Genomic DNA, 26,128 nt, shown 5'->3' with positions numbered 1-26,128 from the left:
GTCAGTCTCGCTCGGCGAACAGGGCCTTGACGAACGGCTCGGCTTCAAAGGTGCGCAGGTCATCGATCCCTTCACCGACACCGATGAACCGGATAGGCAGCTTGAATTGCTTGGCCAGGGCGAAGATGACACCACCCTTGGCGGTACCGTCGAGCTTGGTGAGCGCAAGACCGGTCAGCTCCACGCTCTGGTGGAAATACTTGGCCTGGCTGATGGCGTTCTGGCCGGTACCGGCGTCGAGCACCAGCAGCACTTCGTGCGGCGCATCGGGATCGAGCTTGCCGATGACGCGGCGGACCTTCTTCAGCTCCTCCATCAGGTTGTCCTTGGTGTGCAGGCGCCCGGCAGTGTCGGCGATCAGCACATCCACGCCCCTGGCCTTGGCTGCCTGCACCGCGTCGAAGATCACCGAGGCGGAGTCGGCGCCAGTGTGCTGCGCGATCACCGGGATGCGGTTACGCTCACCCCACACCTGCAACTGCTCGACCGCTGCGGCCCGGAAGGTATCGCCTGCAGCCAGCATCACTTTCTTGCCTTCCATCTGCAGCTTCTTGGCCAGCTTGCCGATGGTGGTGGTCTTGCCGGCGCCATTGACGCCTACCACCAGGATCACATAAGGCTTGTTCTGCGCCGCCACGACCATCGGCTGCTCGACAGGCCTGAGCAACGCGGCCAGCTCTTCCTGCAAGGACTTGTACAGCGCGTCGGCGTCGGCCAGCTGCTTGCGGGCCACCTTCTGCGTCAGGTTCTGAACGATGGTGGACGTGGCCTCCACGCCGACGTCGGCGGTCAGCAGGCGGGTCTCGATCTCGTCGAGCAAATCGTCATCGATGACTTTCTTGCCCAGGAACAGGCTGGCCATGCCTTCGCCAATGCTGGCGCTGGTCTTGGACAACCCCTGCTTGAGGCGGGCGAAAAAGCCTGCTTTCACAGGCTCGGACTGAGCGGCTTCGACGGACGGGGCAGCCTCGGCCTCGATGTGCAAATCGACCTTGGCCGGCTCTGCAACGGGCTGGACTGCCGGCGCAGGCGCCGGGCGATCCGGAATCACTGGTGGCGCCTTGGCTTGCAGATCGGGCACCAGCGCCACGGGTTCTTCTGCAACCGGCAGCACCAGGTTGCTCACGGGGGCAGGAACTTCCACTTCAGGCACAGCAGCAGGCGTTGGTGCAGGTGCAGGTGCAGGCACGTGTGGTGCAGGGTCGGCGACCGGCGCGGGTGCCACGGGCACAGCGACCTCGGGCAAGGGCGCAGGCGTCACCTGAACTGGGGGTGTCGGCTCCGCAGTCGGCGCTACGGCCGGGGCAGCTTGCTCGGCCAGCGGTGCAGGCCCATCCGTTTGATCGGGTGTCGCTGGCGCGGGCGCTTGGACAGCAGGGGATTTTTCCGTCGGCACGTCCGCTTGCGCAGGTGGCTGCGGCTTCTTGCGGAACCAGCCGAACAGGCCTTTCTTCTCGCCAGCCTCGGCCGGCGCTTTTTTGTCGTCGTTGGAACCAAACATGGAAGACGGCTATCTCAGGGTAGCGATGGCCCGCTAGGGCGCATCAGGAATTCTTTCTACGCAGAACAGACTATCTAGAAGCCGGCTGGTTCATGCGCAACGTTTTGTCTTGATGTCCTGCAGGCCAGAACGGCGACAGGCATGGTCGCCAGGCAACCGGATCAGTATCCTAGCACCTCCTGGCCTGCCGACGCTAAACCCAGCGGGCCGCCGAACAGGTTAAACACCGTATGAATGCTCTAGCCCGCCGCGCCGCTGGCCTGTTGCTCGGCACGCTGTGCCTCCCGCTTGCGGCCTTCGCCGCCGATGTGCAACCCACTCACGAATTCATCCTGGATAACGGCCTCAAAGTGGTCGTGCGCGAAGACCATCGCGCCCCGGTGGTGGTCTCGCAGATCTGGTACAAGGTCGGCTCCAGCTACGAGACGCCTGGCCAGACCGGCCTTTCGCATGCGCTCGAGCACATGATGTTCAAGGGCAGTGCCAAGGTCGGCCCTGGCGAAGCCTCGCGCATCCTGCGGGATCTGGGCGCCGAAGAGAACGCGTTCACCAGCGACGACTACACCGCCTACTATCAGGTGCTGGCGCGCGATCGCTTGCCGGTCGCCTTCGAGCTGGAGGCCGATCGCCTGGCCAGCCTGCGTCTGCCGGCCGACGAGTTCAGCCGTGAAATCGAGGTCATCAAGGAAGAGCGCCGCCTGCGCACCGACGACCAGCCCAATGCCAAGGCGTTCGAGCTGTTTCGTGCCATGGCCTACCCGGCCAGCGGCTACCACACCCCAACCATCGGCTGGATGGCTGACCTGGAGCGCATGAAAGTCGAGGAGCTGCGCCACTGGTACACCTCGTGGTACGCACCCAACAACGCCACGCTCGTGGTGGTGGGCGATGTTACCGCCGACGAGGTCAAGGGCCTGGCCCAGAAGTACTTCGGCGCTATTCCTCGCCGGGACACACCTGCGGCCAAGCTGCCGCTGGAGCTGGCAGAGCCCGGCCAGCGACAGCTGACCCTGCACGTGCGCACCCAGCTGCCGAGCCTGATCTACGGCTTCAACGTACCTGGCCTGCCCACGGCCCAGGACCCTCGCACGGTGCATGCCTTGCGCCTGATCTCGGCCTTGCTCGATGGCGGCTACAGTGCACGCATGCCCGCACGACTGGAGCGCGGGCAGGAGCTGGTGGCCGGGGCCTCGTCCAGCTACAACGCCTTCACGCGCGGCGACAGCCTGTTCCTGATTTCAGCCACGCCCAACGTGCAGAAACAAAAAACCCTGGCAGACGTGGAAAAGGGCATCTGGCAACTGCTGGATGAACTCAAGACCACACCGCCGACGGCAGAAGAGCTCGAGCGCGTGCGCGCCCAGGTCATCGCCGGGCTGGTGTATGACCGCGACTCGATCAGCAGCCAGGCAACCACCATCGGCCAGCTGGAAACCGTCGGCCTGTCCTGGAAGTTGATCGACAGCGAGCTGGACGAACTCAAGCGCGTTACCCCTCAGGACATCCAGCAAGCTGCCCGTACCTATTTCACCCGCGAACGCCTGAGCGTTGCCCATGTTCTGCCCGAGGAGTCCGCTCATGAGTGACCGTCGCTTGCATCGTCCCCACTGGCTGGCTACGGCTATCTGTACTTGGGCATTGACGGCTGCACTGGCCGTACCGGCACTGGCCGAGGACGCTGCCAAGGCTGGCAATGCACAAGCCCGGCAGGCCAACACTTTACAGTCCCTGGCCGAGCTTGACGGCAAGGCGCCCACTACCCGCCAGCTGAACATCCAGCACTGGAATACGGCTGAAGGCGCGCGGGTGCTGTTCGTCGAGGCCCGCGAGCTCCCGATGTTCGACCTGCGCGTGACCTTCGCCGCCGGCAGCAGCCAGGACGGTGACACACCAGGCCTGGCGGCCCTGACCAACGCCATGCTCAACGAAGGCGTAAAGGGCAAGGATGTGACTGCCATCGCCCAAGGCTTCGAGAGCCTTGGGGCGGATTTCGCCAACGGCTCGTACCGCGACATGGCCGTCGCTTCGCTACGTAGCCTCAGTGCCAAGGACAAGCGCGAACCGGCCTTGAAGCTGTTTACCGAGGTCACAGGCAAGCCCACCTTCCCGGACGAGGCGCTCAAACGGCTCAAGAACCAGATGCTGGCCGGCTTCGAGTACGATAAGCAGAACCCCGGCAAGCTTGCAGGCAAGACGCTGTTCACCCACCTGTACGGCGAACACCCTTATGCGCATCCCAGCGATGGGACACCGCAAAGCATCACCGGCATTACCCTTGAGCAGTTGCGTGCGTTTCATGCCAAGGCTTACACACCGGGCAATGCCGTCATTGCACTGGTGGGCGACCTGAACCGCAGCGAAGCCGAGGCAATTGCCGCGCAGGTTTCAGCCGGCCTGCCCAAAGGCCCGGCCTTGCCTGCCCCAGCCCAGCCGACAGCGCCCAAGGCAGGCTTCACCCACATCGAGTTTCCGTCCCAACAGACACACCTGATGCTCGCAGAGCTGGGTATCGATCGCCAGGACAAGGATTGGCCAGCCTTGTCACTGGGCAATCAGATCCTCGGTGGCGGCGCGTTCGGCACGCGGCTGATGAGTGAGGTGCGTGAAAAGCGCGGTCTGACCTACGGTGTCTATTCGGCCTTCAGCCCGATGCAAGTGCGCGGCCCGTTCATGATCAACCTGCAAACCCGCGCCGAACTCAGCGAAGGGACATTGAAGCTGGTTCAGGGTATTCTGGCCGACTATCTGCGCAGCGGCCCTACCCAGCAGGAACTGGACGATGCCAAGCGCGAGCTGGCTGGAAGCTTCCCGCTTTCCAATGCGAGCAATGCCAGCATCGTCGGGCAACTGGGCGCCATCGGCTTCTACAACCTGCCATTGAGCTGGCTGGAAGACTTCATGCAGCAGTCCCAGGCCCTGACCGTCGAACAGGTCAAGGACGCCATGAACAAGCATTTGTCCGCCGACAAGCTGGTCATCGTCACAGTCGGTCCGAAGGTGCCGCAGAAGCCACTGCCAGCCCCTACTGATAAACCCTCCGGGCAACCGCTCGGGGTACCGGAGCACTAATGCCAAGATCCAACCCTCCCGCCCGCCAGCAACCGGGCCAGAGCAAGGGCCAGGGCCACCTGCGCATCATCGCGGGCCAATGGCGCAGCCGTCGTCTGGCCGTGCCCGATGGTGAGGGCTTGCGCCCTACACCTGACCGGGTACGCGAGACGGTTTTCAACTGGCTGGCCCCCTATATCGAGGGCGCGCACGTGCTCGACGCCTTCACCGGCAGCGGGGCGTTGGTACTGGAGGCCCTGTCTCGCGGGGCCGAGGATGCCGTGGCACTGGACAGCAATTCTGCCGCCATCGCCAACCTCAAGCACAACCTCGAGATCCTGCGCTGTCCACGGGGACAGATCCTTCAGACCGATGCCTTGCGCTATCTGCAAGGCCCTGCCAAAAAGCAATTCGACCTGGTATTCCTGGACCCACCTTTTCATCAGCAGTTGCTGGCAGACACCTGCAACCTGCTCGAACAGAACCAGTGGCTGAGCGAGCAAGCGTGGGTATATACCGAGAGCGAAGCGGCTCCGTCGACCTTGCAGCTACCTGCCAACTGGCGACTGCACCGGGAGAAGAAAACCGGACAGGTGCATTACGCACTGTGGCAACGGGGCTAACTATTTAGCGCAGCTGGCGCCCCACGTTGACTGATGCTGCTCGGGTCTCTAGCCATCCGAGCACCTCAGCATGACCGTATCGCTCTCCGCGCCTTCACTGGCCGATGATGTCTCGGCGGCGCTTGCCTCTCTTGCAGGCGCCAGCCCCTCCCCTGTGCAGCATTTCACGCTTGAAAACGGCCTGTCCGTCTACCTGAGACAGCAGAGCCGAAATGCCCTCGCCGCCGTCCAGCTCTGGTACAACGTCGGTACCCGTCACGAGCCAGCAGGGCAGACGAACCTCTCGCACTTGCTCGAACACGTCATCTTCGAAGGCAGCCGCAAGCTTGAGCCTGGGCAGTACGCGAAAGTCGTTGCCCGCCTTGCGGGACAGGCCAATGCCAGTACTCTCCTCGATGCCACCTCTTTCGACATGTTGTTGCCTGCATCGCGCCTGCCCGTTGCGCTCGAACTGTTGGCAGATGCCATGGACACGGCCACATTCGGGTTGCCCGAGTTGGCACGAGGCGCCAAGGCGATCGCTGACGAACGACGCCTGAAAGTAGACGCCCAGCCCATCCAGCAAGCCTACGACCGTCACTTGGCCCTGGCTCACGGCAGCAGCCCGTATGCGACCCCAAGCTTCGGTTCGGCGATAGATCTACAGAACATCGACCTGCCAACGCTGCGGCAGTGGTACACCACCCGCTACCGGCCTAACAACGCCACGCTCGTCGTGGTGGGCAACGTGGAACTGGAAACGTTGAAACAGCAGGTCGAAACGTACTTCGCGCACCTGGAGCGCGGTCAGCTGCCAGACTCGCCTTTTCCCCGCTCAGACGCTCCAATGGCGGAACGCAGCCAGGCCGTTAGCTTGCCCGGCCTTAGCCATGGCCTGCTGATGTCCTTCAACGTCCCCAGTTGTGCCACAGCCAACGATGCACTCACGAGCAAAACCCTCGAGCTGATCTGTGAAGTGCTGGCCGAGGGCTCCAGCGCTTGGCTGTATGCCGAACTTGTCAGGGGACGGGGCCTGCTGACAGGCGTTGCCGCAACCTATGACCCCCTTGTACGTGGCGACACCGTAATCACCTTCTCAGCCTACGTGAACACACTGAATGCGACCCTCGAACAAGCTACTGAAGCGACTTATGAGCAGATAGCACGCTTGCAAACCGAAGCCTTGTCGGCTGAACAGTTGCAGCAGATAAAGCTGCGACTGCTCGCCCGCCAGCTTTTCTCTCTCGACAGCGCAACGGCCCAAGCTTCGCAAATCGGCGCCATGGCCGCGACAGGGCAACCAGCAAGCCTGATCGACGAACATGCGCGCCTGATATCGATCATCGACAGTGCTCAGGTGCAGCAGGTAGCGCGCACTTATCTGGGGCGTGAGCGGCTGACCACCACCTCTCTTCTACCAGGAGCGCAAGCATGAACGACGATCAGATACGCCAACCAGCACCTGTGCTGTGCCAAGGGCCTGCCATCGATACGGCGCGGCAAGCGATGGCAAGGCTGAGCTCGACCCAGCGTGTCGAACTCGACCAGCCTCCTGCACTCCTGGCCACGGCTGAGCGGTGGGAGACGGCGCAAGGCACGAAGGTCAGTTTCATGGCTACGCATGATCGCCCCATGATTGATCTGGTGCTGCGATTCCGGGCAGGTAGCGCACTTGATGGCGATCACCCAGGGCTGGCCGCGCTGACGCTCTACAGCCTTGATCAGGGCACGGCAACCCTGAGCGCGGCGCAATTTGCCGAGCAAATGACTGCAAGGGGCGCCATCGTGGGACGCTCGTTGAGCGAAGAAAAAGCCACGATCACGCTAAGGTGCCTGAGCACACCCGGTTTGCTGCGAGCAGTTTCGCAAACGCTGGCGCAGATGCTGGCTCGCCCTGCGTTTCGCCCAGAGGACGTTACGAAGATACGTGATCGAATAGCGCTCTACCAAGGCCGGCAAAAACTCAATCCGCTGGCACGCCTGATCAATACAACCACCGGTCATGTCTTCAGCGGCCATCCGTACGCGTCGCACGCCGATGCTGGGATCATCGGCCCCTTGACCACTGACCAAGTGCGGGCTTTTCATGCAAAGGCCTACTCGGCCAATAACCTCGACATAGGGCTGGTCGGCGACCTTAGCCGGGACGACGCAGAGCAACTGGTCAATGACCTGACACGTGATTTGCCGCAGCAGTGGGCAGCGCAGCCGCCGTCCATGCTGGCTGAGCAGTCGCCGCTGTCACACCATATCACGCACCCTGGCAGTGCAACTCAGGCAATGCTGACAGTGGCCGTTCCTGTGCTACCCAGCGACCCGGTCTATGCTGCACTGGAGTTGCTGACCGAGATTCTGGGCGGCAACCACGAAGCGCGCTTGCCTCAGGAACTGCGCCATCTGCGAGGGCTGACCTACACGGTCACCACCAAACTCAGGCACTTGGATGCTGGAACACTGCTGCACATACACTGGGACGTCGCCCCCCAATACCGGGAAGCTTCACATGCACTGGTCGCAGGGATGCTGGACTGCCTGCACACACGTGGGCCAACTCAGGTCGAGTGCGACATGGCCGTCAATCAGATCGCTGCCCGGCTGCACCGCCAACTGGCCGACAGCGCACATCTGGCAGCGACATTGGCCACGCACAGCCATCAGGGCTTGCCCGCCGATTACCTGACCACCCATCTGGACAGGCTTGCTTCATTGACCCCTGCATACCTTCGTGAAGTGGCGCAGGTGTGGTGGCGAAAGGCACCTCAGGTATTCGTCACCCTCGGCCCCGACGCTGAGCAGTCCCCCTTGCCTGCGCCGGAGCCAGCCCAGCGATAGGCGAGCACGGGGTAAGGCGAGTCAGTGAAGGCTGATACAAGCGCTGTTTCATGGCACTCTAGCCGGGCACATCACGAGTTGCCCAGCATGCCAAGTTCCAGCGCCCTGTTTCATCCTGCCAAAGGCCTTTCCAACCCTCACCTGCAAACATTGTGGGGACCGCTGTGGCGCAAGACGCCGACGCTGCAACGCGAGCGCGAACGCATCTGGCTGGCGGACGGGGACTTCATCGACCTTGACTGGCATGGCCCGCACCAGCCCCATGCGCCGCTGGTGCTGGTGCTTCACGGGTTGACGGGGTCATCGGGCTCACCCTATGTCAAAGGCTTGCAACAGGCGCTGCACGCACTGGGCTGGGCGAGCGTCGCGGCGAACTGGCGGGGCTGCTCTGGGGAACCGAACCTGCTGCCCCGCAGCTACCATTCCGGCGCCAGTGAGGACCTGGCTGAGATCGTCAGTCACCTGTGTGCCAAAAGGCCGCTGGCGCCCCTGTACGCGGTGGGCTACTCCCTGGGAGGCAATGTCCTGCTCAAATACCTGGGCGAACAGGGTGACAACAGCCGGTTGCAGGCGGCAGTCGCCGTTTCCGTGCCTTTTCGCCTGGATCAGTGTGCCGATCGTATCGGCCTGGGGTTTTCGAAGGTGTACCAGGCGCATTTCATGCGCGAGATGCTGGCCTATGTGCAGGTCAAGCAGCGCCTGTTCAAAGACCATGGTCACCCAGAACGGCTGGCAATCCTGGAGCAGCTCGGTCCACTGCATGGCTTGCGCACGTTCTGGGATTTCGATGCCAAGGTCACTGCACCGCTGAACGGTTTTCAGGATGTGCACGACTATTATCGCCGCGCTTCAAGTGGCTTCTACCTGAGCCATAACCGTACCCGGACCCTGATCATCCAGGCCAGCGACGACCCCTTCGTCTCGCCTCTGAGCGTGCCGACGGCAGATGAGCTGGCCCCAGGGACCGAGCTTGAGCTGCACGCTCAGGGTGGCCATGTCGGGTTCGTCGACGGCAGCCTGCGAAAACCGGGCTATTACCTGGAGCGCCGAATTCCGCAATGGTTACGCGAAGGCCTGTAGTGGAGGGCCTACTGGTCGCCCGTTGCCACTGCATGCTCAGGGCGGGTGATCCACTCACTCCATGAGCCTGCATACAGTTTGCCGAGCGGGTAACCGGCCAATGCCAGCGCGAACAGGTTATGACACGCCGTTACCCCTGAACCGCAGTACGCAACCAGATGCTCAGGCGCGCGTCCCTGCAGCTGCTGCTCGAAACGTTGCCGGAGTTGCTCGGGCGGAAGAAACCGGCCGTCGCTGCCAAGGTTCTCGGTGAAGGCGGCGCAGCGTGCGCCAGGGATGTGTCCTGCCACTGGGTCGATGGGTTCCATGTCGCCACGAAAACGTGGCAATGCGCGCGCATCCAGCAGGGTCAGGTCTGAGCTGCCCAGGCGCTGAACCAGGCTTTCGGCATCGATCAGCATGGCCTCATCGGGCTGGCCGCTGAAGTTGCCTTCGCGCCGGGCCGGGGGATCCAGGCTCAATGGCAGGTGCGCGGCGTGCCAGGCGGTCAGGCCGCCGTCCAGGATTGCAACGCCACTGCGTTTGCCCAGCCAGGCCAGCAGCCACCAGCCTCGCGCCGCATAGGCACCGGTACCGTCGTCGTACAGCACCACGTCGCTCTCGTTATCTACGCCCCATTCGCGCAGGCGCGCTACCAGCTTTTCTGGATCAGGCAGCGGGTGTCGCCCTGTCACACCCTTGCTGACCGGGCCGCTGAAGTCTCGCTCAAGGTCGGCAAAGTGCGCCCCTTCGATGTGACCCAAGGCGTAACTGCGCTGACCGTAATCCACATCCTCAAGGGCGAAACGACAGTCGAGAATGACAAGGCCGGGTGAATCCAGCCGCTCGGCCAACTGCTGCGGGGTGATCAACTGCGCAAGTGACATGACAATCTCCTGATCGATGTAATCCCGGGCCCGGGCGCTAGTGCTCAAGCGCCTGAATGAACGGTACGTGAAACTCGCTGCACAAGGCCTGCACGGCATTGCGCGCAGGCTCGGTGACGAACCCCAGCTCAAGGGCCAGCACCTGATAGACGCCCCGCTTGAACGCTTCTTCACCCAGGTGCGTTGCATGCTCCCGGGTCGTGCTGAGAAAGCGCACCCACGAGGTGAGCACGATCCAGGCATTGATGGTCAGCGACTCCTGCTGCGCGGGGTTCATCGCCAGAATACCCGCCTCGACGAAGCCGCGGTAAATGGCCTTGCCCTGACGCATGCAGCGTGCGGAGAAGCGCCGATAACGGGCTGCCAGCTCAGCATCGCTGCCCAGCAGATGCTCTAGGTCCCGGTGCAGGAAACGGTAGTTCCACATGGCAGCCAGCAGCGCCTGCAAGTAGAACCGCTTGTCCTGCACCGCCAGCGGGCGCCCCTGCGGCGGACGCAGAAAACTGTCTACGTGCGTTTCGTACTGGCTGAACAAAACCGCGATGATCGCCTGTTTGTTGGGGAAGTGGTAATAGAGATTGCCTGGCGAGATGCCCAGGTGCGCCGCGATATGGTTGGTGCTGACGCTGCGTTCGCCCGACTGATTGAACAGCTCAAGGCTGCTCTGAACGATTCTCTCGCGGGTCTTGATGGGCCGGGCCATGTCCAGCATCCTGTCTACGGAGCAGTGAAAACCGCCATGGTACGAGGTATTGCCAAGGCGTTGCACCGTATCAAAGCGCCGTGCCCTCGCACCATTGGCTGGCCCAAAGTATAGTGCCTTGGCCGGCCGCATGACTTGGCCGGGCGCAGTCGCTGCGCTACCATCCGACTCCCCAACGCACTCCAGCCAGGATGACGCGATGAACCGAGTGTTGTACCCGGGTACTTTCGACCCCATTACCAAAGGCCATGGCGATCTGGTCGAGCGCGCCTCGCGGCTGTTCGACACCGTGATCATTGCAGTGGCCGCCAGCCCCAAGAAAAACCCTTTGTTCCCGCTGGAACAACGCGTGGAGCTGGCCCGTGAGGTCACCAGGCACCTGCCCAATGTCGAAGTCATCGGCTTTTCCTCGTTGCTGGCGCATTTTGCCAAGGAGCAAGGTGCCAATGTGTTCCTTCGGGGTTTGCGTGCAGTGTCGGACTTCGAATACGAGTTCCAGCTGGCGAACATGAACCGTCAACTGGCACCCGACGTCGAGAGCCTGTTTCTCACGCCGTCGGAGCGGTACTCGTTCATCTCGTCGACCCTGGTCCGCGAAATAGCCGCACTGGGGGGCGATATCAGCAAATTCGTGCACCCGGCCGTGGCCGATGCGCTGACTGAACGCTTCAAGAAGTAAAGCCGCTGTTCCAGATCGTCGCGCCTGCGTGCACTGCAGGCGCGAATGCGGCACAATTGTGCCCATTGCGTTGAACATGCCCGGGCGCTGAGCCCCGGCCGGAGCCCCCATGTCCCTGATCATCACCGACGATTGCATCAACTGCGACGTCTGCGAACCCGAGTGCCCCAACGAGGCCATCTCCCAAGGCGAAGAGATCTACGTGATCGACCCCAACCTGTGCACCCAGTGCGTGGGTCATTACGACGAGCCGCAGTGCCAGCAGGTCTGCCCGGTCGACTGCATCCCACTGGATGAGGCGCACCCGGAAAGCGAAGAGCAACTGATGGCCAAGTACCTCAAGATCACTGGCAAGGCCTGACGCTGCCGGCCGCCGGCATCCTCGCGCATCGGCCTCTCCATGGCGATCATCCCGAAGCGCGCATGGCTTCAGCGTTGGCAGCGCGGGCAGAACACACTTGCGCGTTGCCCAAGCTTCACATCCCGCAACTCGGTGCCACACACCTTGCAGGGCAAGCCGCCGCGCCCGTAGGCGAACAGTGTCTGCTGGAAGTACCCTGGCTGGCCATCACCGCCGATGAAATCGCGCAGCGTGGTGCCGCCCAGCTCGATGGCGGCCGCCAGCACGCGTTTGATCTCGATGGCCAGCTTCAGGTATCGCGCCCGCGAGATGCCACCGGCCGCTCGGCGCGGATCGATGCCGGCAGCGAACAGTGCTTCGGTCGCATAGATGTTGCCCACCCCAACGACCACGGCGTTGTCCATGATGAAGGGCTTGACCGCCATCGAACGGCCTCGGGACAGCTGGAACAATCGCTCACCGTCAAACAGCTCGGTCAGCGGTTCGGGGCCGAGCCGCAGCAGCAATTGATGGTTGAGCGGGTCTTGGCTCCAGAGCATGGCGCCAAAGCGGCGCGGGTCGGTATAGCGCAGCATCAGACCGGATTCGAGCTCGATGTCCACGTGCTCATGCTTGCCAGCCGGCAAGCCCGCCTCCACCAGCCGTAGATTGCCCGACATGCCCAAGTGGCTGATCAGGGTGCCCACTTCGGCATTGATCAGCAGGTACTTGGCCCGGCGTTCGACCGTGACGATGCGCTGCCCGGAGAGCCGCACGTCCAGGTCTTCCGGGATCGGCCAGCGCAAGCGGCGGTCACGCACGACCACGCGGCTGACGCGCTGACCTTCGACGTGCGGTGCAATACCGCGCCGGGTGGTCTCTACCTCGGGTAACTCAGGCATGTATCAGTGCCCACCTAGTTCTCGGATGTTCTGTTTGAGGTTGTCGAAGTCGTATTCCGACAAGCCTATGTAATCGAGCACCAGCGGCCCCACTACGTTCCATTCCTGATCCACCGACTGGTTGCCCAATACCCGGTAGGAGGCACAGATATGCTCGGCCATCTTGAGCACCGCCAACAGGTTTTTCATCTGGCTCTGGTTGTTGCGGGCGCTGTCATCGCGAAACACCGCCAGCGCGTTGTGGTGGTTGGCGATGGCCCCGGTCAGGTGTTCGGGCAAGCGCCAGGACTTGGCCGTGAAATAGCCGACGACGGCATGATTGGTGTTGAAGGCGCGGTTCTCCGTGTCCACGACGCGGGTCTGCTCGTCGGTTTTTGCATAGGCTTCTTCGAGCACATCCATGTACGTGGGGAAGCGCTTTAGCATCAGCGGAACGCCGCAGTCGTGGAACAGGCCGAGGGTATAGGCTTCGTCGGCAGGCTGAATACCCGTGCGCTTGGCCAGCGTCAGGCAGGTCATCGCCACATCCTGCGCGGTATCCCAGAACCGGTTGAGCGTGACGATGGTTTCATCGCTCATTTCGCCCTTGATCGACTGCGCGTTGATCAAGTTGATGATCGAACGACTACCCAGCAAGTTCACCGCACGCTGGATCGAGCCTATCTTGTTGGACAGGCCAAAGTGCGCCGAGTTGACCAGCTTGAGCAAGGCGCCCGACAACCCAGGGTCCTGTGCGATCAGTTTGGCGATGGTTTCCAGGTCCGGATCAGGCATGTACTGCTCGAACTGCAAATCGACCATGATCTGCGGCTGCGGCGGGATGCTGATGCCTTGCAAGGCTTGCTGGATCTGTTCGGCGGTGAGTTCTTGGGACATGCGTGCACACTCGTATGGGACTGCCAATTCTACCGCGATGCACCCCACAGAACTAACCGCTGGATCAGTGAACTTGAACTTTCACAAGCGCGGACGGGCCTGTTTATCATATTCATCGAGTAAAGGAGCAAGGCCCATGGGTACTGAATTGAACGGCAAGCGCGTGGCCATCCTGGTGACTGATGGCTTCGAACAGGTGGAATTGACAGGCCCGCGTGACGCCCTGCAGCAGGCAGGTGCGCAGGTGCACGTGCTGAGCGAGAAGCAAGGCACGGTGCGCGGCTGGAACCACGACGAGCCCGCGGACGAGTTCAAGGTCGACGGCACCTTCGACAGCGCCAGCGAGCTTTATGATGCCGTGGTCCTGCCAGGCGGCGTACAGAACTCGGACACCATTCGCCTGGTTGAAGGCGCCCAGAAAATCGTCAAAAGCCATGACGCAGCCGGCAAACCGATTGCCGTGATCTGCCACGGCGGCTGGCTGCTGATTTCGAGCGGCTTGACCCAGGGCAAGCGCATGACCAGCTTCAAGACCCTGAAGGATGACCTGCGCAACGCTGGCGCCGAGTGGGTCGACGAAGAAGTGGTGGTTGACGGGAACCTGATCAGCAGCCGGCAGCCCGATGACATCCCTGCCTTCAACAAGGCACTGATCCAGGCCCTGTCGTCCTGACCGCTGGCGCTCAGCAATAAGGCTGGGTAGGGGTTATACTCCCGCTCTTTTTTCCGGAGCGACGTCATGTCCCTGCCCAGTCTTCGCCTTAAAGCCAATGCCGACCGCCGCCTGCGCGCAGGCCACCTGTGGGTCTACAGCAACGAAGTGGACGTTGCCGCCACCCCGCTTCAAGGCTTGCAGGCCGGTCAGCAGGCCGTGCTCGAAGCCGCCAACGGCAAACCACTGGGCATCGTTGCCCTAAGCCCCAATAACCTGATCTGCGCCCGTCTGCTGTCACGCGACGTTAAACTGCCGCTGGACAAATCGCTGCTGGTGCACCGCTTGAACGTGGCCTTGTCCCTGCGCGAGCGCCTGTTCGACAAGCCGTGCTACCGACTTGTCTATGGCGATTCCGATTGGCTGCCGGGGCTGGTCGTCGATCGCTTCTTCGACATTCTGGTGGTGCAACTGGCATCGGCAACCATGGAAGCGCACAAGGATGAGGTCATCGCGGCGCTGGTCCAGGTGCTCAAGCCGAGCGGCATCCTGTTCAAGAACGATTCGGCAGCCCGCGATGCCGAAGGCCTGCAGCGCTATGTGGAAACCGTCTACGGTGAAGTCCCGGATTGGGTACCGCTGGAAGAAAACGGTGTCCGTTTCGAAGCCCCGGTCCGTGAAGGCCAGAAAACCGGCTGGTTCTATGACCACCGCATGAACCGTGCACGCCTGGCCCCCTATGTTCAGGGCAAGCGCGTACTCGACCTGTTCAGCTACATCGGCGGTTGGGGCGTGCAGGCAGGTGCCTTCGGCGCCAGCGAAGTGTTCTGCGTCGATGCCTCGGGCTTTGCCTTGGATGGCGTTGAACGCAACGCCCAGCTCAACGGTATCGGTGACAAGCTGACCTGCATCGAGGGCGACGTCTTCGAAGCCTTGCGCGAACTCAAGGCAGCCGAGGAACGCTTCGACGTGATCATTGCCGACCCGCCCGCCTTCATCAAGCGCAAGAAAGACCTGAAGAACGGCGAGGCTGCCTACCGCAGGCTCAACGAGCAGGCCATGCGCATGCTGAACAAGGACGGCATTCTGGTCAGTGCTTCCTGCTCGATGCACCTCCCCGAAGACGACCTGCACAACATCCTGCTGACCAGTGCCCGTCACCTGGACCGCAACATGCAGTTGCTCGAGCGCGGTGGTCAGGGCCCTGACCATCCGGTGCACCCGGCGATTGGTGAAACCCGCTACATCAAGAGCATTACCTGCCGGTTGCTGCCTAACAGCTAAACCAAGACGGGGGCCTGGGTGGCCCCCGATCGTTTTAAAGCCCAAGCACCTGGGTCGCGATCCCGAAGTACACCAATACGCCTGCTGCGTCGGCAATCGAGGTGATCAGCGGCCCGCTGGCCGTGGCAGGGTCCAGCTTGAGCCGGCTCAGCAGAAACGGCAGGCTCATGCCGATCAGGCTGCCGACCAGCACGATCACCACCATGCTGCTGGCCACGATCAAGGCGATCTGCGGGCCGCCCCGCAGCAGCCCAAGCGATGCCACGGCCACCGCCATGGTGCAGCCCAGCAGCAGCGCGACGCCAAATTCACGGCCCAGCATTCTTCCCCAGTCGCTCAGCGTGACCTCGCCTGTGGCCAGACCTCTGACCATGAGAGTAGCCGACTGCGAGCCGGCATTGCCGCCGCTGTCCACCAGCAGTGGCAGAAAGAATACCAGCGCGATGTGCGCGGCAATCGTTTCTTCGAAGGCCGCGATGCCGGCCCCTGAGAACAGGTTGCCGAACACCAGCAGCACCAGCCACAGCACACGCTTGCGGTACAGCAACCCGAGGGTCGCATGCCGCAGGTCACCGATAGTATTGGTGATGGAGGCGCCTTTGTGGAAGCTTTCGGTGGTTTGCCGCCGTTGCGTATCGAGCGCAGCGTCTACGGCACAAACAGCGGTGTTTTTATCGATAGGGTTTTGCATGAAGTTCTCCAGGCGCCGACCAGGCGCCTGCAGGCTTCAGCCTCGCAGACTCAAGCCCTAGGCAGCCCTGGCGGCGGCGCGCTCAGTGCCAGATTGCAGTTCATGGTGAACCGGTAACTGGGAAGGTCCATTGAGGGTCATCTCGTCAAGCCGCACATGCGGCGGCCGAATGATAATGGCAAGTCAGGTGCAGGTCAGCCTCACACGGATCGTTTCAGACGGTTCCTACAACTTCGGGTTTTGCCCAAAAACGCCACCTGGGCACATCGTCATGCCTTCCCGGCGCCAGCGGTGTAGAATCGGGCTATTCATCGCCAGTCATCCCCCGGCGGGTTTATGAGCTCTGGCCAAGCACGCGGCGATCCCGCGCGGTCTTCGGCCCCATCCGTGCCAGTGGCAACCGGCCTGCGGTACAGAGGACAAGAGAAGCTCACTCCCCTTTCTGTGACCTGATTAAGCCGCCAGGAGTGTTTCATGCCTGATTATCGTTCCAAGACTTCCACCCACGGCCGCAACATGGCAGGTGCACGCGCCCTGTGGCGTGCCACCGGCATGAAGGACGAAGACTTCAAGAAGCCGATCATCGCCATCGCCAACTCCTTCACCCAGTTCGTGCCGGGCCATGTGCACCTCAAGGACCTGGGCCAGCTGGTCGCTCGCGAGATCGAGCGCGCCGGTGGCGTGGCCAAGGAATTCAACACCATCGCGGTCGATGACGGCATCGCCATGGGCCACGACGGCATGCTGTACTCGCTGCCCAGCCGTGAAATCATCGCCGACGCGGTGGAGTACATGGTCAACGCGCACTGTGCCGATGCCATCGTCTGCATCTCCAACTGCGACAAGATCACCCCCGGCATGCTGATGGCCGCCTTGCGCCTGAACATTCCGGTGATCTTCGTCTCCGGCGGCCCGATGGAAGCTGGCAAGACCAAGCTGGCCAGCCATGGCCTGGACCTGGTCGATGCCATGGTCATCGCCGCCGACAGCACGGCCTCCGACGAAAAGGTCGCCGAATACGAGCGTAGCGCCTGTCCTACCTGCGGCTCGTGCTCGGGCATGTTCACCGCCAACTCGATGAACTGCCTGACCGAGGCGTTGGGCCTGGCCCTGCCGGGCAACGGCTCCACCCTGGCTACCCATTCGGACCGCGAGCAGTTGTTCCTGACCGCCGGCCGCACCATCGTCGAGCTGTGCAAACGTTACTACGGCGAGAACGACGCATCGGTCCTGCCGCGCAGCATCGCCAACTTCAAGGCGTTCGAGAACGCCATGATGCTGGACATCGCCATGGGTGGCTCGACCAATACCATCCTGCACCTGCTGGCGGCGGCGCAGGAAGGCGAAGTGGCGTTCGACCTGCGCGACATCGATCGCCTGTCGCGCAAGGTGCCGCAACTGTGCAAGGTGGCGCCCAACATCCAGAAGTACCACATGGAGGACGTGCACCGCGCTGGCGGTATCTTCAGCATCCTGGGTTCGCTGGCCCGTGGCGGCCTGCTGCACACCGACCTGCCTACCGTGCACAGCCGCAGCATGGAAGAAGCCATCGCCAAGTGGGACATCACCCAGACCGACGACGAAGCAGTCCACACCTTCTTCAAGGCGGGCCCGGCCGGCATCCCGACCCAGACCGCGTTCAGCCAGTCGACGCGTTGGGAAACCCTGGATGACGACCGCGAGAACGGCTGCATCCGCAGCTTCGAGCACGCGTATTCACAAGAGGGTGGCCTGGCCGTGCTGTACGGCAACATCGCCCTGGACGGCTGCGTGGTGAAAACCGCCGGTGTCGACGAATCGATCCACGTGTTCGAAGGCACGGCCAAGATCTTCGAAAGCCAGGATAGCGCCGTGCGTGGCATCCTCGCCGACGAAGTAAAAGCCGGCGACATCGTGATCATCCGCTACGAAGGCCCGAAAGGTGGCCCGGGCATGCAGGAAATGCTCTATCCCACGTCGTACCTCAAGTCCAAGGGCCTGGGCAAAGCGTGCGCCCTGCTCACCGACGGCCGCTTCTCGGGGGGCACCTCGGGCCTGTCCATTGGCCATGCCTCGCCGGAAGCCGCCGCAGGCGGCGCCATCGGCCTGGTACGCGACGGCGACAAGGTCCTGATCGATATACCCAACCGCTCGATCAACCTGCTGGTCAGCGATGACGAGCTGGCCGAGCGCCGCGCCGAGCAGGACAAGAAGGGCTGGAAACCGGCTGAAGTACGCTCGCGCAAGGTGACGACAGCCTTGAAGGCCTACGCCCTGCTGGCGACCAGTGCCGACAAAGGTGCCGTGCGCAATAAGGCGATGCTCGAAGGGCTGTGATACTCGTCCAGCTGTACAAGAACCGGCGCCTTGAGCGCCGGTTTTTTATTGCCGAAACGGTGACTTGGCTCATACATCATCTTTGACATCGACTGGTCAGCGATCGTGTCCAGGGACGTTGGCGTTTAACCAAAAGCAGGGGTCGCCAGCGGTGGCGGTTTTGAATGCAAGATCGCGTAAGAATGTCCTGAAAGGAACGATAGAAATCAGTCCGGCACCCTGTGGTCGCGAACCTCTACAACGGCCTACACCCCCCAGAAGACGCAGGGTCTAGCGGAATTGACGAATTTCCCTTATTCCCTTTTCAAATATGTAAAGTCCATTTGGATATATAGAACGCCATTTTTGACTGTTAGCCTTTTCATTTGAAATCGTATTGCACGGCGTTGAGTCCGCCGCCTTTTCCGGAGTTTCAATGAATCTGCCACTGCTGTTTAACCTGCTGGCGTTCCTGGCATTGTTGTTTGGGCTGGCCCAGACTCGTCATACCAATTGGAGCCTGCCCAAGAAAGTGCTCCTGGGCTTAGCCCTGGGGGTGGCCTTCGGCTTGGTCCTTCGCAGGATTTATGGCACGGAAAGCTCCGTGCTCAAGGCCACCAGCCCGTGGCTGAATCTGGTGGGCGACGGGTACGTCGAACTGTTGCAGATGATCACCCTGCCGCTGATATTCGTCTCAATCCTTCACGCCATTGCGCGTCTGCGCACTGCCCGCTCCCTGCCGCTTATCAGCGTCCTGAGCATCGGCACGCTGCTACTGACCACCGCCATCGCTGCCCTGATCGGTATCCTGCTGACCAACTTCGTCAGCTTTGCTATCGAAGCGTGGACGCCAAGCGCTCAGTTATTCGACCCGTTCCAATTCAACGACAAAAGCCAAGCATTCGAGAGCCCCGATCTGAACATCCCAGACACGCTGCTCTCGCTCATCCCCAGCAACCCGGTAGGCGAGCTGCCGGAGGCCAAGTCGTCCTCGATCATTGGCATGATCATCTTTGCCGTCTTTGTTGGCCTGGCCGCCCTACGGTTGGGCAATGAAGATGCAAAAAAGGGACGGCGTGCACTGTGGGCCATCGACACGCTGCAAGCCTGGTTGATACGCCTGGTGGGCGTGATCATTAACCTGGCGCCTTACGGCGTGCTGGCGCTGATGACAAAAGCAGTCGTCAACGCCAACCTGCAAGATCTCATTGGGCTGGGCAGCTATGTGTTCGTGACCTGTCTGGGCCTGATGCTGATGTTCCTGATACACGCCATAATACTGGCGGCAGTCGGCGTTAGCCCTCTGCATTTCTTCCGTAACGTGTGGCCGGTGCTGACTCTCGCTTTCAGCAGCAGTTCGAGTATGGCCAGTATCCCGCTGAACATCGACGTACAAACGCGCCACCTCAGAGTGCCTCACTCGATCGCCAGCTTGAGCGCATCATTCGGAGCCACCCTCGGTCAAAGCGGCTGTTCCGGGCTCTATCCTGCCATTTTGGCGGTACTGGTCGCGCCCTCTATCGGCATCGACACCTTGGATCCGCAGTGGATCGCCGCATTTATAGGTGTCGTCACGCTCACTTCGCTCACAGTTGGCGGCGGCGCACTGATGCCGATAGTCGTGTTGACGGTCATGGGCATGCCGGCGGTATTGGTGGTATTGCTGATTCCGGTAGAGCCACTGCTCGCCATGGGCCGTACGGCGTTGAGCGTGAACGGATCAATGACGGCAGGCGTAGTGACCAGCCAATTGCTCAAGGACACCGACAAGCCAATGCCGGCTGGTGATGAATCAGCAACACTGAGCCATACTTGAGTTCACGTGATGCCACGGCAGGGCGATCCTGGGCCCGAGCGCAAAGGCGTTCAGGCCCTTTCCTACATCTGGAAGTCATACACCTAGACATCTTCTTCGGCATGGGCTTGGCTAAAAGTATGCGTCCACTATTTGTGATCGACATTCAGGATGCCAGGCATTTCACTGCGCCAGCACTCGATCCGCATTCCATAAAAGCTTTTAACGATGTTCACCGCCTGGCTCACGAGGAAACCGTTGCACGCATCACTGAATCTGTTCAGGCGTCACGATCACCCAGTTCTTGTCTGCCGTCACCGGCAACCCTTCCTTGGCCTGGGCAGCTGCCTGGCTGGCGATCATCCCCTCGAGCTGCTCCATGTACTTGGGCTTGCGGTTTATCCACAGGTGGAGACCGCCCTTGCCGACATCCACGCCATGAAACTGCATGTAGCCATCGCTGGTCGGGGTATCGCCGCCCACCAGCACGGGCTTTTTCCATTCATCAATGTAGGTCAGGATCGCCGCTTGCTTGCCCGCCATCCACGTGGCTGGTGTCCACAGGTAAGGGGTCAGTTCAAGCCCTTCGTTAGCCTTGGCATCGTAGTGCCCAGCGCTGATCTGCTTGCGTGCCGTAGTCAATTGTCCCGTGGCGCGATCCTTGAGCAACAGGCTGACTCCAATCACGTTCTGCGGTTTCACGTTGTAGCCGTACTTGGGGTCGGAGGCGACCATGCGCACCAGCTCTTCGGAAGCGGCTGATACCACGTAGACCTCGATGCCGTTCTCCATCAACTTGTTGTACAGCTCGGCCTGGCCCTTGAAGACCTTGGGCGGCTGCACTTCGATGGCCTTGACCTGACCCCCTTCGTAATAGGTGCTGGGCACAGGCTTGCCAGACGCCATGAGTTCATCCACCTGTGCTTTCAGTTCCTTGAGGGTGAAGCCGGAAAACACTTGCGCCACCCAGGGGTAGCAGACCATGTCGTCGATCTCGCACAGTCGGTAGTAGTAGCTGAACAGGCTCTCCTTGTGCTCGGCGCTGTCCTTGAAGGGTATGAGTTTCAGCGAAGGGTCCAGCTTGTCGCGGCTCAGCAGCCCTTTGTTCTCCATGAAGGGCAGCAAGGCCTCTTCCAGGTCATAGCGATAGCTGGTGTTGTCCATGTCGAACACCGCGTAGTTACCTTTGTGGGCATTGGCGGTGATCATGCGGTCGAGCTGTTTGGCGGCTTCAGCTGGCCAATGATCAAGCTCGGTAGCGAAGGTTTTCAGGCTCAACAGCAGGGATAGGCCAATGGCAGCGGTTTTGAGCGCAACGTTCATGTACGAATCTCCTGAGACGACTGACAGACGCTAGTCGAGTGAGACCCGTCGGTCACGCTCGATTGCGACCTTTATGCCCCCGTAAACGCCGTGTTCATTGCAATCCGCGACGTCTCGATATTCCATTTACGACTATACAAATTCCATTTGGGTATAAATTCCTTTGTTTTCAGGCTGTTAGCATTTCCACTCGCAATCGCACATAGAGGCGGCGACTCATCCTCTCGTTTCCGGAGCTTTAATGAACCTGCCACTGCTGCTTAACCTGCTGGCGTTCCTGGCCTTGTTGCTGGGGCTGGCGCAGACCCGTCATACCGATTGGAGCCTGGCCAAGAAAGTGCTGCTGGGCCTGGCACTGGGCGTGGGCTTCGGCCTGGTGCTGCACACGATCTATGGCGCAGGGCACCCCGTGCTCAAGACCACCATCACCTGGCTGGACCTGGTCGGCAACGGCTACGTAGGCCTGTTGCAGATGATCGTCATGCCGCTGATTTTCGCCTCCATCCTCAGTGCCGTGGCGCGTCTTCACAATGCTTCTTCCCTGGGGCGTATCAGCGTCCTGAGCATCGGCACGCTGCTGCTGACCACGGCGATCGCTGCCCTGATCGGCATCCTGCTGACCAACCTCTTTGGCCTCAGTGCCGAAGGCTTGGTGGCAGGCGCCCAGGAGAGCGCACGCATGCAGGTGATCCACAGCGACTATGCAGGCAAGGTCGCCGACCTCAACATCCCGCAACTGCTGCTCTCGTTCATCCCCAGCAACCCGGTCGGCGACCTGGCGCGGGCCAAGCCGACATCGATCATCAGCGTGGTCATCTTTGCCGTTTTCGTCGGCCTGGCCGCCTTGCAGTTGATCAGGGACGACGCCGAGAAGGGGCAGCGTGCACTGTCGGCCATCGATACCCTGCAAGCCTGGGTAATGCGTCTGGTGCGCGTGGTCATGAAACTCACCCCTTACGGCGTGCTGGCGTTGATGACCAAGGTGGTGGCCAGCTCGAACATGGAAGACATCCTCAAGCTGGGCAGCTTCGTGGTCGTGTCCTACCTGGGCCTGGCGCTGATGTTCGTGGTTCACGCCATCATCCTGGCGGCAATCGGGGTCAGCCCGCTGCGCTTCTTCCGCAAGGTGTGGCCGGTGCTGACCTTCGCCTTCACCAGCCGTTCGAGCGCTGCCAGTATCCCGCTGAACATCGAGGCCCAGACGCGCCGGCTGGGCGTGCCGCAGTCGATCGCCAGCTTCAGCGCCTCGTTCGGGACCACCATCGGCCAGAATGGCTGTGCCGGGCTCTATCCTGCCATGCTGGCAGTGATGGTCGCGCCAGCGGTTGGCATCGATACCTTCGACCCGCTGTGGATCGCCACCTTGGTGGCCATCGTCACGCTCAGTTCAGCCGGGGTGGCCGGGGTTGGCGGCGGCGCCACCTTCGCCGCGCTGATCGTGCTGCCGGCCATGGGCTTGCCGGTGGAGCTGGTGGCACTGCTGATTTCGGTAGAGCCGTTGATCGACATGGGCCGTACGGCGTTGAACGTGAACGGTTCGATGACGGCAGGCGTGGTAACCAGCCAGCTGCTCAAGGAAACCGACAAGCAGGTACTGGCCGATGATGAACACGCAGAATTGAGCCATACCTGAGTGCAGATGGGGCCGCACAGCGCGGCTCCCTTCCTGGCGCAACAGGCGTTCAGGCCTTGTCCCACACCTCGAAGTGATACAGCGGCTTGCCTTCCTCAGCCTGCGCCTGGCTGGACGTGAGCGTCCACTGCTTGCGATCGAAATCCGGGAACCAGGCATCGCCCAGCGGCGACAGCTCGACCCGCGTCACGTACAGGCGGCTGACGAGCCCTTGCTCCAGCGCCTGCCCGTAGAGCTGCGCACCACCGATCAGCATCAGTTCGTCGACACCTTGCTCGCGCGCCCACTGATCGGCCCGCACCAGCGCCTCTTCCAGTGAAGCGAAAACCTCGGCACCGGCCAGTTCCAGCCCGGGCTGCCTGCTGACCACGATGTTCAACCGCCCAGGCAGCGGCCTTCCCAGCGAGTCCCAGGTCTTGCGGCCCATGATGATGGGCTTGCCCAAGGTGGTGGTCTTGAAGTACTTGAAGTCCCCCGGCAAATGCCAGGGCATGGAATTGTCGATGCCTATCACGCGGTTTTCGGCGCAGGCCACGATCAGGCTCAGGGGCAGTAATGTGTTCATGCCAGCGAGAATAGCACCGCACGGGTGAGTTATGCTGCTGCCACGACCTGTGCAATGGAAGACCCTGTGACTGCACCTTCTTTGCTGGACAAGCGCTGGCTCACCGAGGCGATACGCCTGCGCGAGGAACATGCCGGCCCCCTCGAGGATCAGGAAGCCAACCGCCGTGCTCGCCAGCAAGGCGGCAGCCTGGCCTTGCGCATCGAGACCCGTGCGCTGCTGTTGGCCGAACGCGACGGCATGACTGCCGCGTTGTGGCGCTGGAAGCAAGGGGCGCGCCTGGCGCTGTTGGCGATGCTGGTGATGGCGGTGCTCAGTGGCGGGGGCCTGGCGTTGGCCGCCCTGGGTGACGGGCAGCGGCCGGTGAATGTCTTCTGGGCGCTGGGCAGCCTGCTGGGGCTGAACCTGGTCATGCTGCTGGGCTGGCTGATCGGCTTGTTCCTGAGCGGTGAGCACGGCGCGCTGCTGGGGCGGCTTTGGCTGTGGTTGAGCGAACGCTTGGCCCGCGACGCCCGTGCCGCCCACCTGGCGCCGGCCTTGCTAGTGCTGCTGGGGCGCCAACGCCTGGGCCGTTGGTTGCTGGGTTTGCTGGTCCACAGCCTGTGGCTGGTGGCCATGCTGAGCGCGGTAGGTGTGCTGCTGACATTGCTGGCCACCCGGCGCTATGGCTTCGTCTGGGAAACCACGTTGTTGGCGGCCGAACCCTTCATCGCCATGACCCAGGCCCTGGGCTCCCTGCCCGCGCTGCTGGGCTTTGCGGTGCCTGACCCGGCCATGATCCGTGCCAGCGGCGACACCGCGCCGGCCCTGGCCATGACGCGCCAGGCATGGGCCAGCTGGCTGCTGGGCGTGGTGTTGGTCTATGGCGTGCTGCCGCGCCTGCTCTTGGCCGGCGTGTGCCTGTGGCGCTGGCGGCAAGGGCGCGAACATTTGGCGCTGGACACGAACCTGCCAGGCTACATGCCGCTGCGCGACAGGCTGATGCCCAACAGCGAGCGCCTGGGCGTCCAAGACGATGCACCCGACACACTGCCGCAGTTCAAGGCCGAGCCGTCACTCATCGAAAATGCCGGCGCACTGCTGGTTGGCGTCGAGCTGGACGATCAGCGCCCCTGGCCGCCGTCATTGCCCGCCAACGTCGCCGATGCCGGCGTACTGGACAGCCGGGAGTCGCGGCATCGTCTGCTCGAACAACTGGGGCGTTTTCCACCCGCACGCCTGGCCATTGCCCTTGACCCTGAGCGCTCGCCGGATCGCGGCAGCCTGGCCTTGCTCGCCGAGCTGGCGCGCAATGCCGGAAGTACGCGCATCTGGCTGTTGCCTGCCGCCGCTGATCAGCCTCGCGATGAGCGGCGCCTGAATGACTGGTGTGAAGCCCTGGATCGCCTGGGGCTTCCCTATGCCGACACCCTACCGCTGGCCTGGTTGGAGCACGCTCATGACTGAGCCCTTGAAGCTGGCCGTGGTAGGCCACACCAACGTGGGCAAGACCTCGCTGCTACGCACCCTCACGCGCGACGTCGGTTTCGGGGAGGTCTCGCATCGTCCCAGCACCACACGCCATGTGGAAGGCGCTCGCTTGTCCGTGGACGGGCAGCCTCTGCTGGAGCTCTACGACACACCGGGACTGGAAGACGCAATTGCCCTGCTCGACTACCTCGAACGCCTTGAGCGCCCTGGCGAGCGCCTGGATGGCCCGGCGCGGCTGGAGCGGTTTCTTCAGGGCAGCGAGGCCCGCCAGCGCTTCGAGCAGGAGGCCAAGGTGCTGCGCCAGCTGCTGGCCAGCGACGCCGGGCTCTATGTCATCGACGCCCGCGAGCCGGTGCTGGCCAAGTACCGTGACGAACTCGACGTGCTGGCAAGCTGCGGCAAGCCACTTCTACCGGTGCTCAACTTCGTTTCCAGCCATCCGCATCGCGAACCGCAGTGGCGTGAAGCACTCGCCCGGCTTGGGCTTCATGCATTGGTGAAATTCGACAGCGTGGCCCCGCCAGAAGATGGCGAGCGCCGCCTGTACGAGAGCCTAGCCCTGCTGCTGGAGGAGGCGCGCCCCAGCTTGCAGCGCCTGATCGATGATCAGCAGGCCCAACGGGTAGCTCGTCAGCAAGGCGGCAAGCGTCTGATCGCCGAATTGCTGCTGGACTGCGCCGCTTGTCGGCGCAGCGTGGAAGGTGAACCGTCTGCCCAGGCACAGGCCATCGAGGCGCTTCACCAGGCCGTGCGCCAGCGTGAACAGCGCTGCGTGGAGGCCCTGCTCAAGCTCTATGCGTTCCGGCGCGACGATGCGCACGCCAGTGACCTGCCGTTGCTGGACGGGCGCTGGGGAGACGATCTGTTCAATCCTGAAACCCTGAAGCAGCTTGGGGTGCGGGTAGGCGGCGGGGTGGCGGCAGGCGCGGCGGCCGGTGCCGGGGTGGACCTGCTGGCAGGTGGGCTGACCCTGGGGGTCGCCGCATTGGCC

General features: G+C 62.2%; 23 protein-coding genes. 15 read left to right on the top strand and 8 right to left on the bottom strand.

Annotated elements, in window-relative coordinates; all coding sequences use genetic code 11:
* Position 1: 1 nt before the first annotated feature.
* A complete protein-coding gene (ftsY, locus tag B2S33_RS06745; RefSeq protein ID WP_049695318.1) occupies positions 2 to 1,501 on the bottom strand; it encodes a signal recognition particle-docking protein FtsY in 1,500 nt (499 codons plus the stop codon).
* A gap of 230 nt (positions 1,502 to 1,731) precedes the next feature.
* Between ftsY and B2S33_RS06740 the strand changes: the two genes are divergently transcribed.
* From B2S33_RS06740 to B2S33_RS06715, 6 genes are all read left to right on the top strand, one after another.
* The gene (locus tag B2S33_RS06740) at positions 1,732 to 3,087 is read left to right on the top strand and encodes a M16 family metallopeptidase (RefSeq protein ID WP_027913488.1); all 1,356 of its coding nucleotides are present in this window, start codon (positions 1,732 to 1,734) and stop codon (positions 3,085 to 3,087) included.
* Between the two features lie 37 nt (positions 3,088 to 3,124).
* A complete protein-coding gene (locus tag B2S33_RS06735; protein ID WP_392517049.1) occupies positions 3,125 to 4,570 on the top strand; it encodes a M16 family metallopeptidase in 1,446 nt (481 codons plus the stop codon).
* Positions 4,570 to 5,172, top strand: a complete 603-nt coding sequence (rsmD, locus tag B2S33_RS06730) for a 16S rRNA (guanine(966)-N(2))-methyltransferase RsmD (RefSeq protein WP_027913486.1) — start codon at positions 4,570 to 4,572, stop codon at positions 5,170 to 5,172. Before B2S33_RS06735 ends, rsmD begins: the two co-directional genes overlap by 1 nt.
* Positions 5,173 to 5,242: 70 nt before the next feature.
* The gene (locus tag B2S33_RS06725; protein WP_049695317.1) at positions 5,243 to 6,586 is read left to right on the top strand and encodes a M16 family metallopeptidase; all 1,344 of its coding nucleotides are present in this window, start codon (positions 5,243 to 5,245) and stop codon (positions 6,584 to 6,586) included.
* Complete coding sequence (locus B2S33_RS06720) at positions 6,583 to 7,983, top strand: M16 family metallopeptidase (RefSeq protein WP_288650085.1); 1,401 nt, start codon at positions 6,583 to 6,585, stop codon at positions 7,981 to 7,983. The genes B2S33_RS06725 and B2S33_RS06720 overlap by 4 nt, the downstream gene beginning before the upstream one ends.
* A gap of 87 nt (positions 7,984 to 8,070) precedes the next feature.
* Entirely contained in the window at positions 8,071 to 9,063 is a 993-nt protein-coding gene (locus tag B2S33_RS06715; protein WP_028686698.1) for a hydrolase, read from the top strand.
* An 8-nt stretch (positions 9,064 to 9,071) separates the two neighbouring features.
* Here B2S33_RS06715 and B2S33_RS06710 read toward each other — a convergent pair whose 3' ends face one another.
* A complete protein-coding gene (locus B2S33_RS06710; protein WP_028686699.1) occupies positions 9,072 to 9,929 on the bottom strand; it encodes a sulfurtransferase in 858 nt (285 codons plus the stop codon).
* A 37-nt stretch (positions 9,930 to 9,966) separates the two neighbouring features.
* Complete coding sequence (locus tag B2S33_RS06705; RefSeq protein ID WP_027913481.1) at positions 9,967 to 10,632, bottom strand: TetR/AcrR family transcriptional regulator; 666 nt, start codon at positions 10,630 to 10,632, stop codon at positions 9,967 to 9,969.
* A 199-nt stretch (positions 10,633 to 10,831) separates the two neighbouring features.
* Here B2S33_RS06705 and coaD point away from each other — a divergent pair, with 199 nt between their 5' ends.
* Positions 10,832 to 11,311: a pantetheine-phosphate adenylyltransferase gene (gene coaD / locus B2S33_RS06700; RefSeq protein ID WP_023532462.1), complete on the top strand. Its 480-nt coding sequence runs from the start codon at positions 10,832 to 10,834 to the stop codon at positions 11,309 to 11,311.
* Between the two features lie 109 nt (positions 11,312 to 11,420).
* Positions 11,421 to 11,672, top strand: coding sequence for a YfhL family 4Fe-4S dicluster ferredoxin (locus B2S33_RS06695; RefSeq protein WP_023532594.1), 252 nt, complete (start codon positions 11,421 to 11,423; stop codon positions 11,670 to 11,672).
* A 68-nt stretch (positions 11,673 to 11,740) separates the two neighbouring features.
* Here B2S33_RS06695 and mutM read toward each other — a convergent pair whose 3' ends face one another.
* On the bottom strand, positions 11,741 to 12,553 hold the full coding sequence (gene mutM, locus B2S33_RS06690; protein ID WP_027913480.1) for a bifunctional DNA-formamidopyrimidine glycosylase/DNA-(apurinic or apyrimidinic site) lyase: 813 nt from the start codon (positions 12,551 to 12,553) through the stop codon (positions 11,741 to 11,743).
* A gap of 3 nt (positions 12,554 to 12,556) precedes the next feature.
* Positions 12,557 to 13,375 (bottom strand): HDOD domain-containing protein, encoded by an 819-nt coding sequence (locus B2S33_RS06685; protein WP_173645904.1) that lies wholly within the window; start codon positions 13,373 to 13,375, stop codon positions 12,557 to 12,559.
* 190 nt (positions 13,376 to 13,565) lie between these two features.
* Here B2S33_RS06685 and B2S33_RS06680 point away from each other — a divergent pair, with 190 nt between their 5' ends.
* Positions 13,566 to 14,102: a type 1 glutamine amidotransferase domain-containing protein gene (locus B2S33_RS06680; RefSeq protein WP_027913479.1), complete on the top strand. Its 537-nt coding sequence runs from the start codon at positions 13,566 to 13,568 to the stop codon at positions 14,100 to 14,102.
* Between the two features lie 66 nt (positions 14,103 to 14,168).
* The gene (locus tag B2S33_RS06675) at positions 14,169 to 15,365 is read left to right on the top strand and encodes a class I SAM-dependent rRNA methyltransferase (RefSeq protein WP_027913478.1); all 1,197 of its coding nucleotides are present in this window, start codon (positions 14,169 to 14,171) and stop codon (positions 15,363 to 15,365) included.
* Positions 15,366 to 15,399: 34 nt separating this feature from the next.
* Here the strand turns inward: B2S33_RS06675 and B2S33_RS06670 are convergent, their stop codons facing one another.
* Complete coding sequence (locus B2S33_RS06670) at positions 15,400 to 16,056, bottom strand: magnesium transporter (RefSeq protein ID WP_145278907.1); 657 nt, start codon at positions 16,054 to 16,056, stop codon at positions 15,400 to 15,402.
* A gap of 474 nt (positions 16,057 to 16,530) precedes the next feature.
* On the opposite strand from B2S33_RS06670, the gene ilvD reads away from it, so the two are divergent.
* Together ilvD and B2S33_RS06660 are read left to right on the top strand one after the other, a co-directional pair.
* Positions 16,531 to 18,372, top strand: a complete 1,842-nt coding sequence (gene ilvD / locus B2S33_RS06665) for a dihydroxy-acid dehydratase (protein WP_288650084.1) — start codon at positions 16,531 to 16,533, stop codon at positions 18,370 to 18,372.
* A 415-nt stretch (positions 18,373 to 18,787) separates the two neighbouring features.
* Complete coding sequence (locus tag B2S33_RS06660; RefSeq protein WP_288650107.1) at positions 18,788 to 20,167, top strand: cation:dicarboxylate symporter family transporter; 1,380 nt, start codon at positions 18,788 to 18,790, stop codon at positions 20,165 to 20,167.
* Positions 20,168 to 20,413: 246 nt separating this feature from the next.
* Here B2S33_RS06660 and B2S33_RS06655 read toward each other — a convergent pair whose 3' ends face one another.
* Positions 20,414 to 21,469, bottom strand: a complete 1,056-nt coding sequence (locus B2S33_RS06655; RefSeq protein WP_280077577.1) for a haloacid dehalogenase-like hydrolase — start codon at positions 21,467 to 21,469, stop codon at positions 20,414 to 20,416.
* 241 nt (positions 21,470 to 21,710) lie between these two features.
* On the opposite strand from B2S33_RS06655, the gene B2S33_RS06650 reads away from it, so the two are divergent.
* Complete coding sequence (locus B2S33_RS06650) at positions 21,711 to 23,102, top strand: L-cystine transporter (RefSeq protein ID WP_049695313.1); 1,392 nt, start codon at positions 21,711 to 21,713, stop codon at positions 23,100 to 23,102.
* A 49-nt stretch (positions 23,103 to 23,151) separates the two neighbouring features.
* On the opposite strand, the gene B2S33_RS06645 is transcribed toward B2S33_RS06650, so the two are convergent.
* On the bottom strand, positions 23,152 to 23,667 hold the full coding sequence (locus B2S33_RS06645; protein ID WP_181073538.1) for a dihydrofolate reductase: 516 nt from the start codon (positions 23,665 to 23,667) through the stop codon (positions 23,152 to 23,154).
* Between the two features lie 54 nt (positions 23,668 to 23,721).
* On the opposite strand from B2S33_RS06645, the gene B2S33_RS06640 reads away from it, so the two are divergent.
* Entirely contained in the window at positions 23,722 to 25,113 is a 1,392-nt protein-coding gene (locus tag B2S33_RS06640; protein ID WP_288650083.1) for a DUF2868 domain-containing protein, read from the top strand.
* On the top strand, positions 25,106 to 26,128 hold a 1,023-nt coding region (locus tag B2S33_RS06635), incomplete at its 3' end, for a GTPase/DUF3482 domain-containing protein (RefSeq protein ID WP_288650082.1). The genes B2S33_RS06640 and B2S33_RS06635, both read left to right, overlap by 8 nt.

Source organism: Pseudomonas sp. UBA5568 (assembly GCF_002425525.1).
Classification (GTDB): domain Bacteria; phylum Pseudomonadota; class Gammaproteobacteria; order Pseudomonadales; family Pseudomonadaceae; genus Aquipseudomonas; species Aquipseudomonas fulva.
The sequence above is the reverse complement of the archived record's forward strand: the minus strand, read 5'-3'. Positions and strand labels throughout refer to the sequence as shown.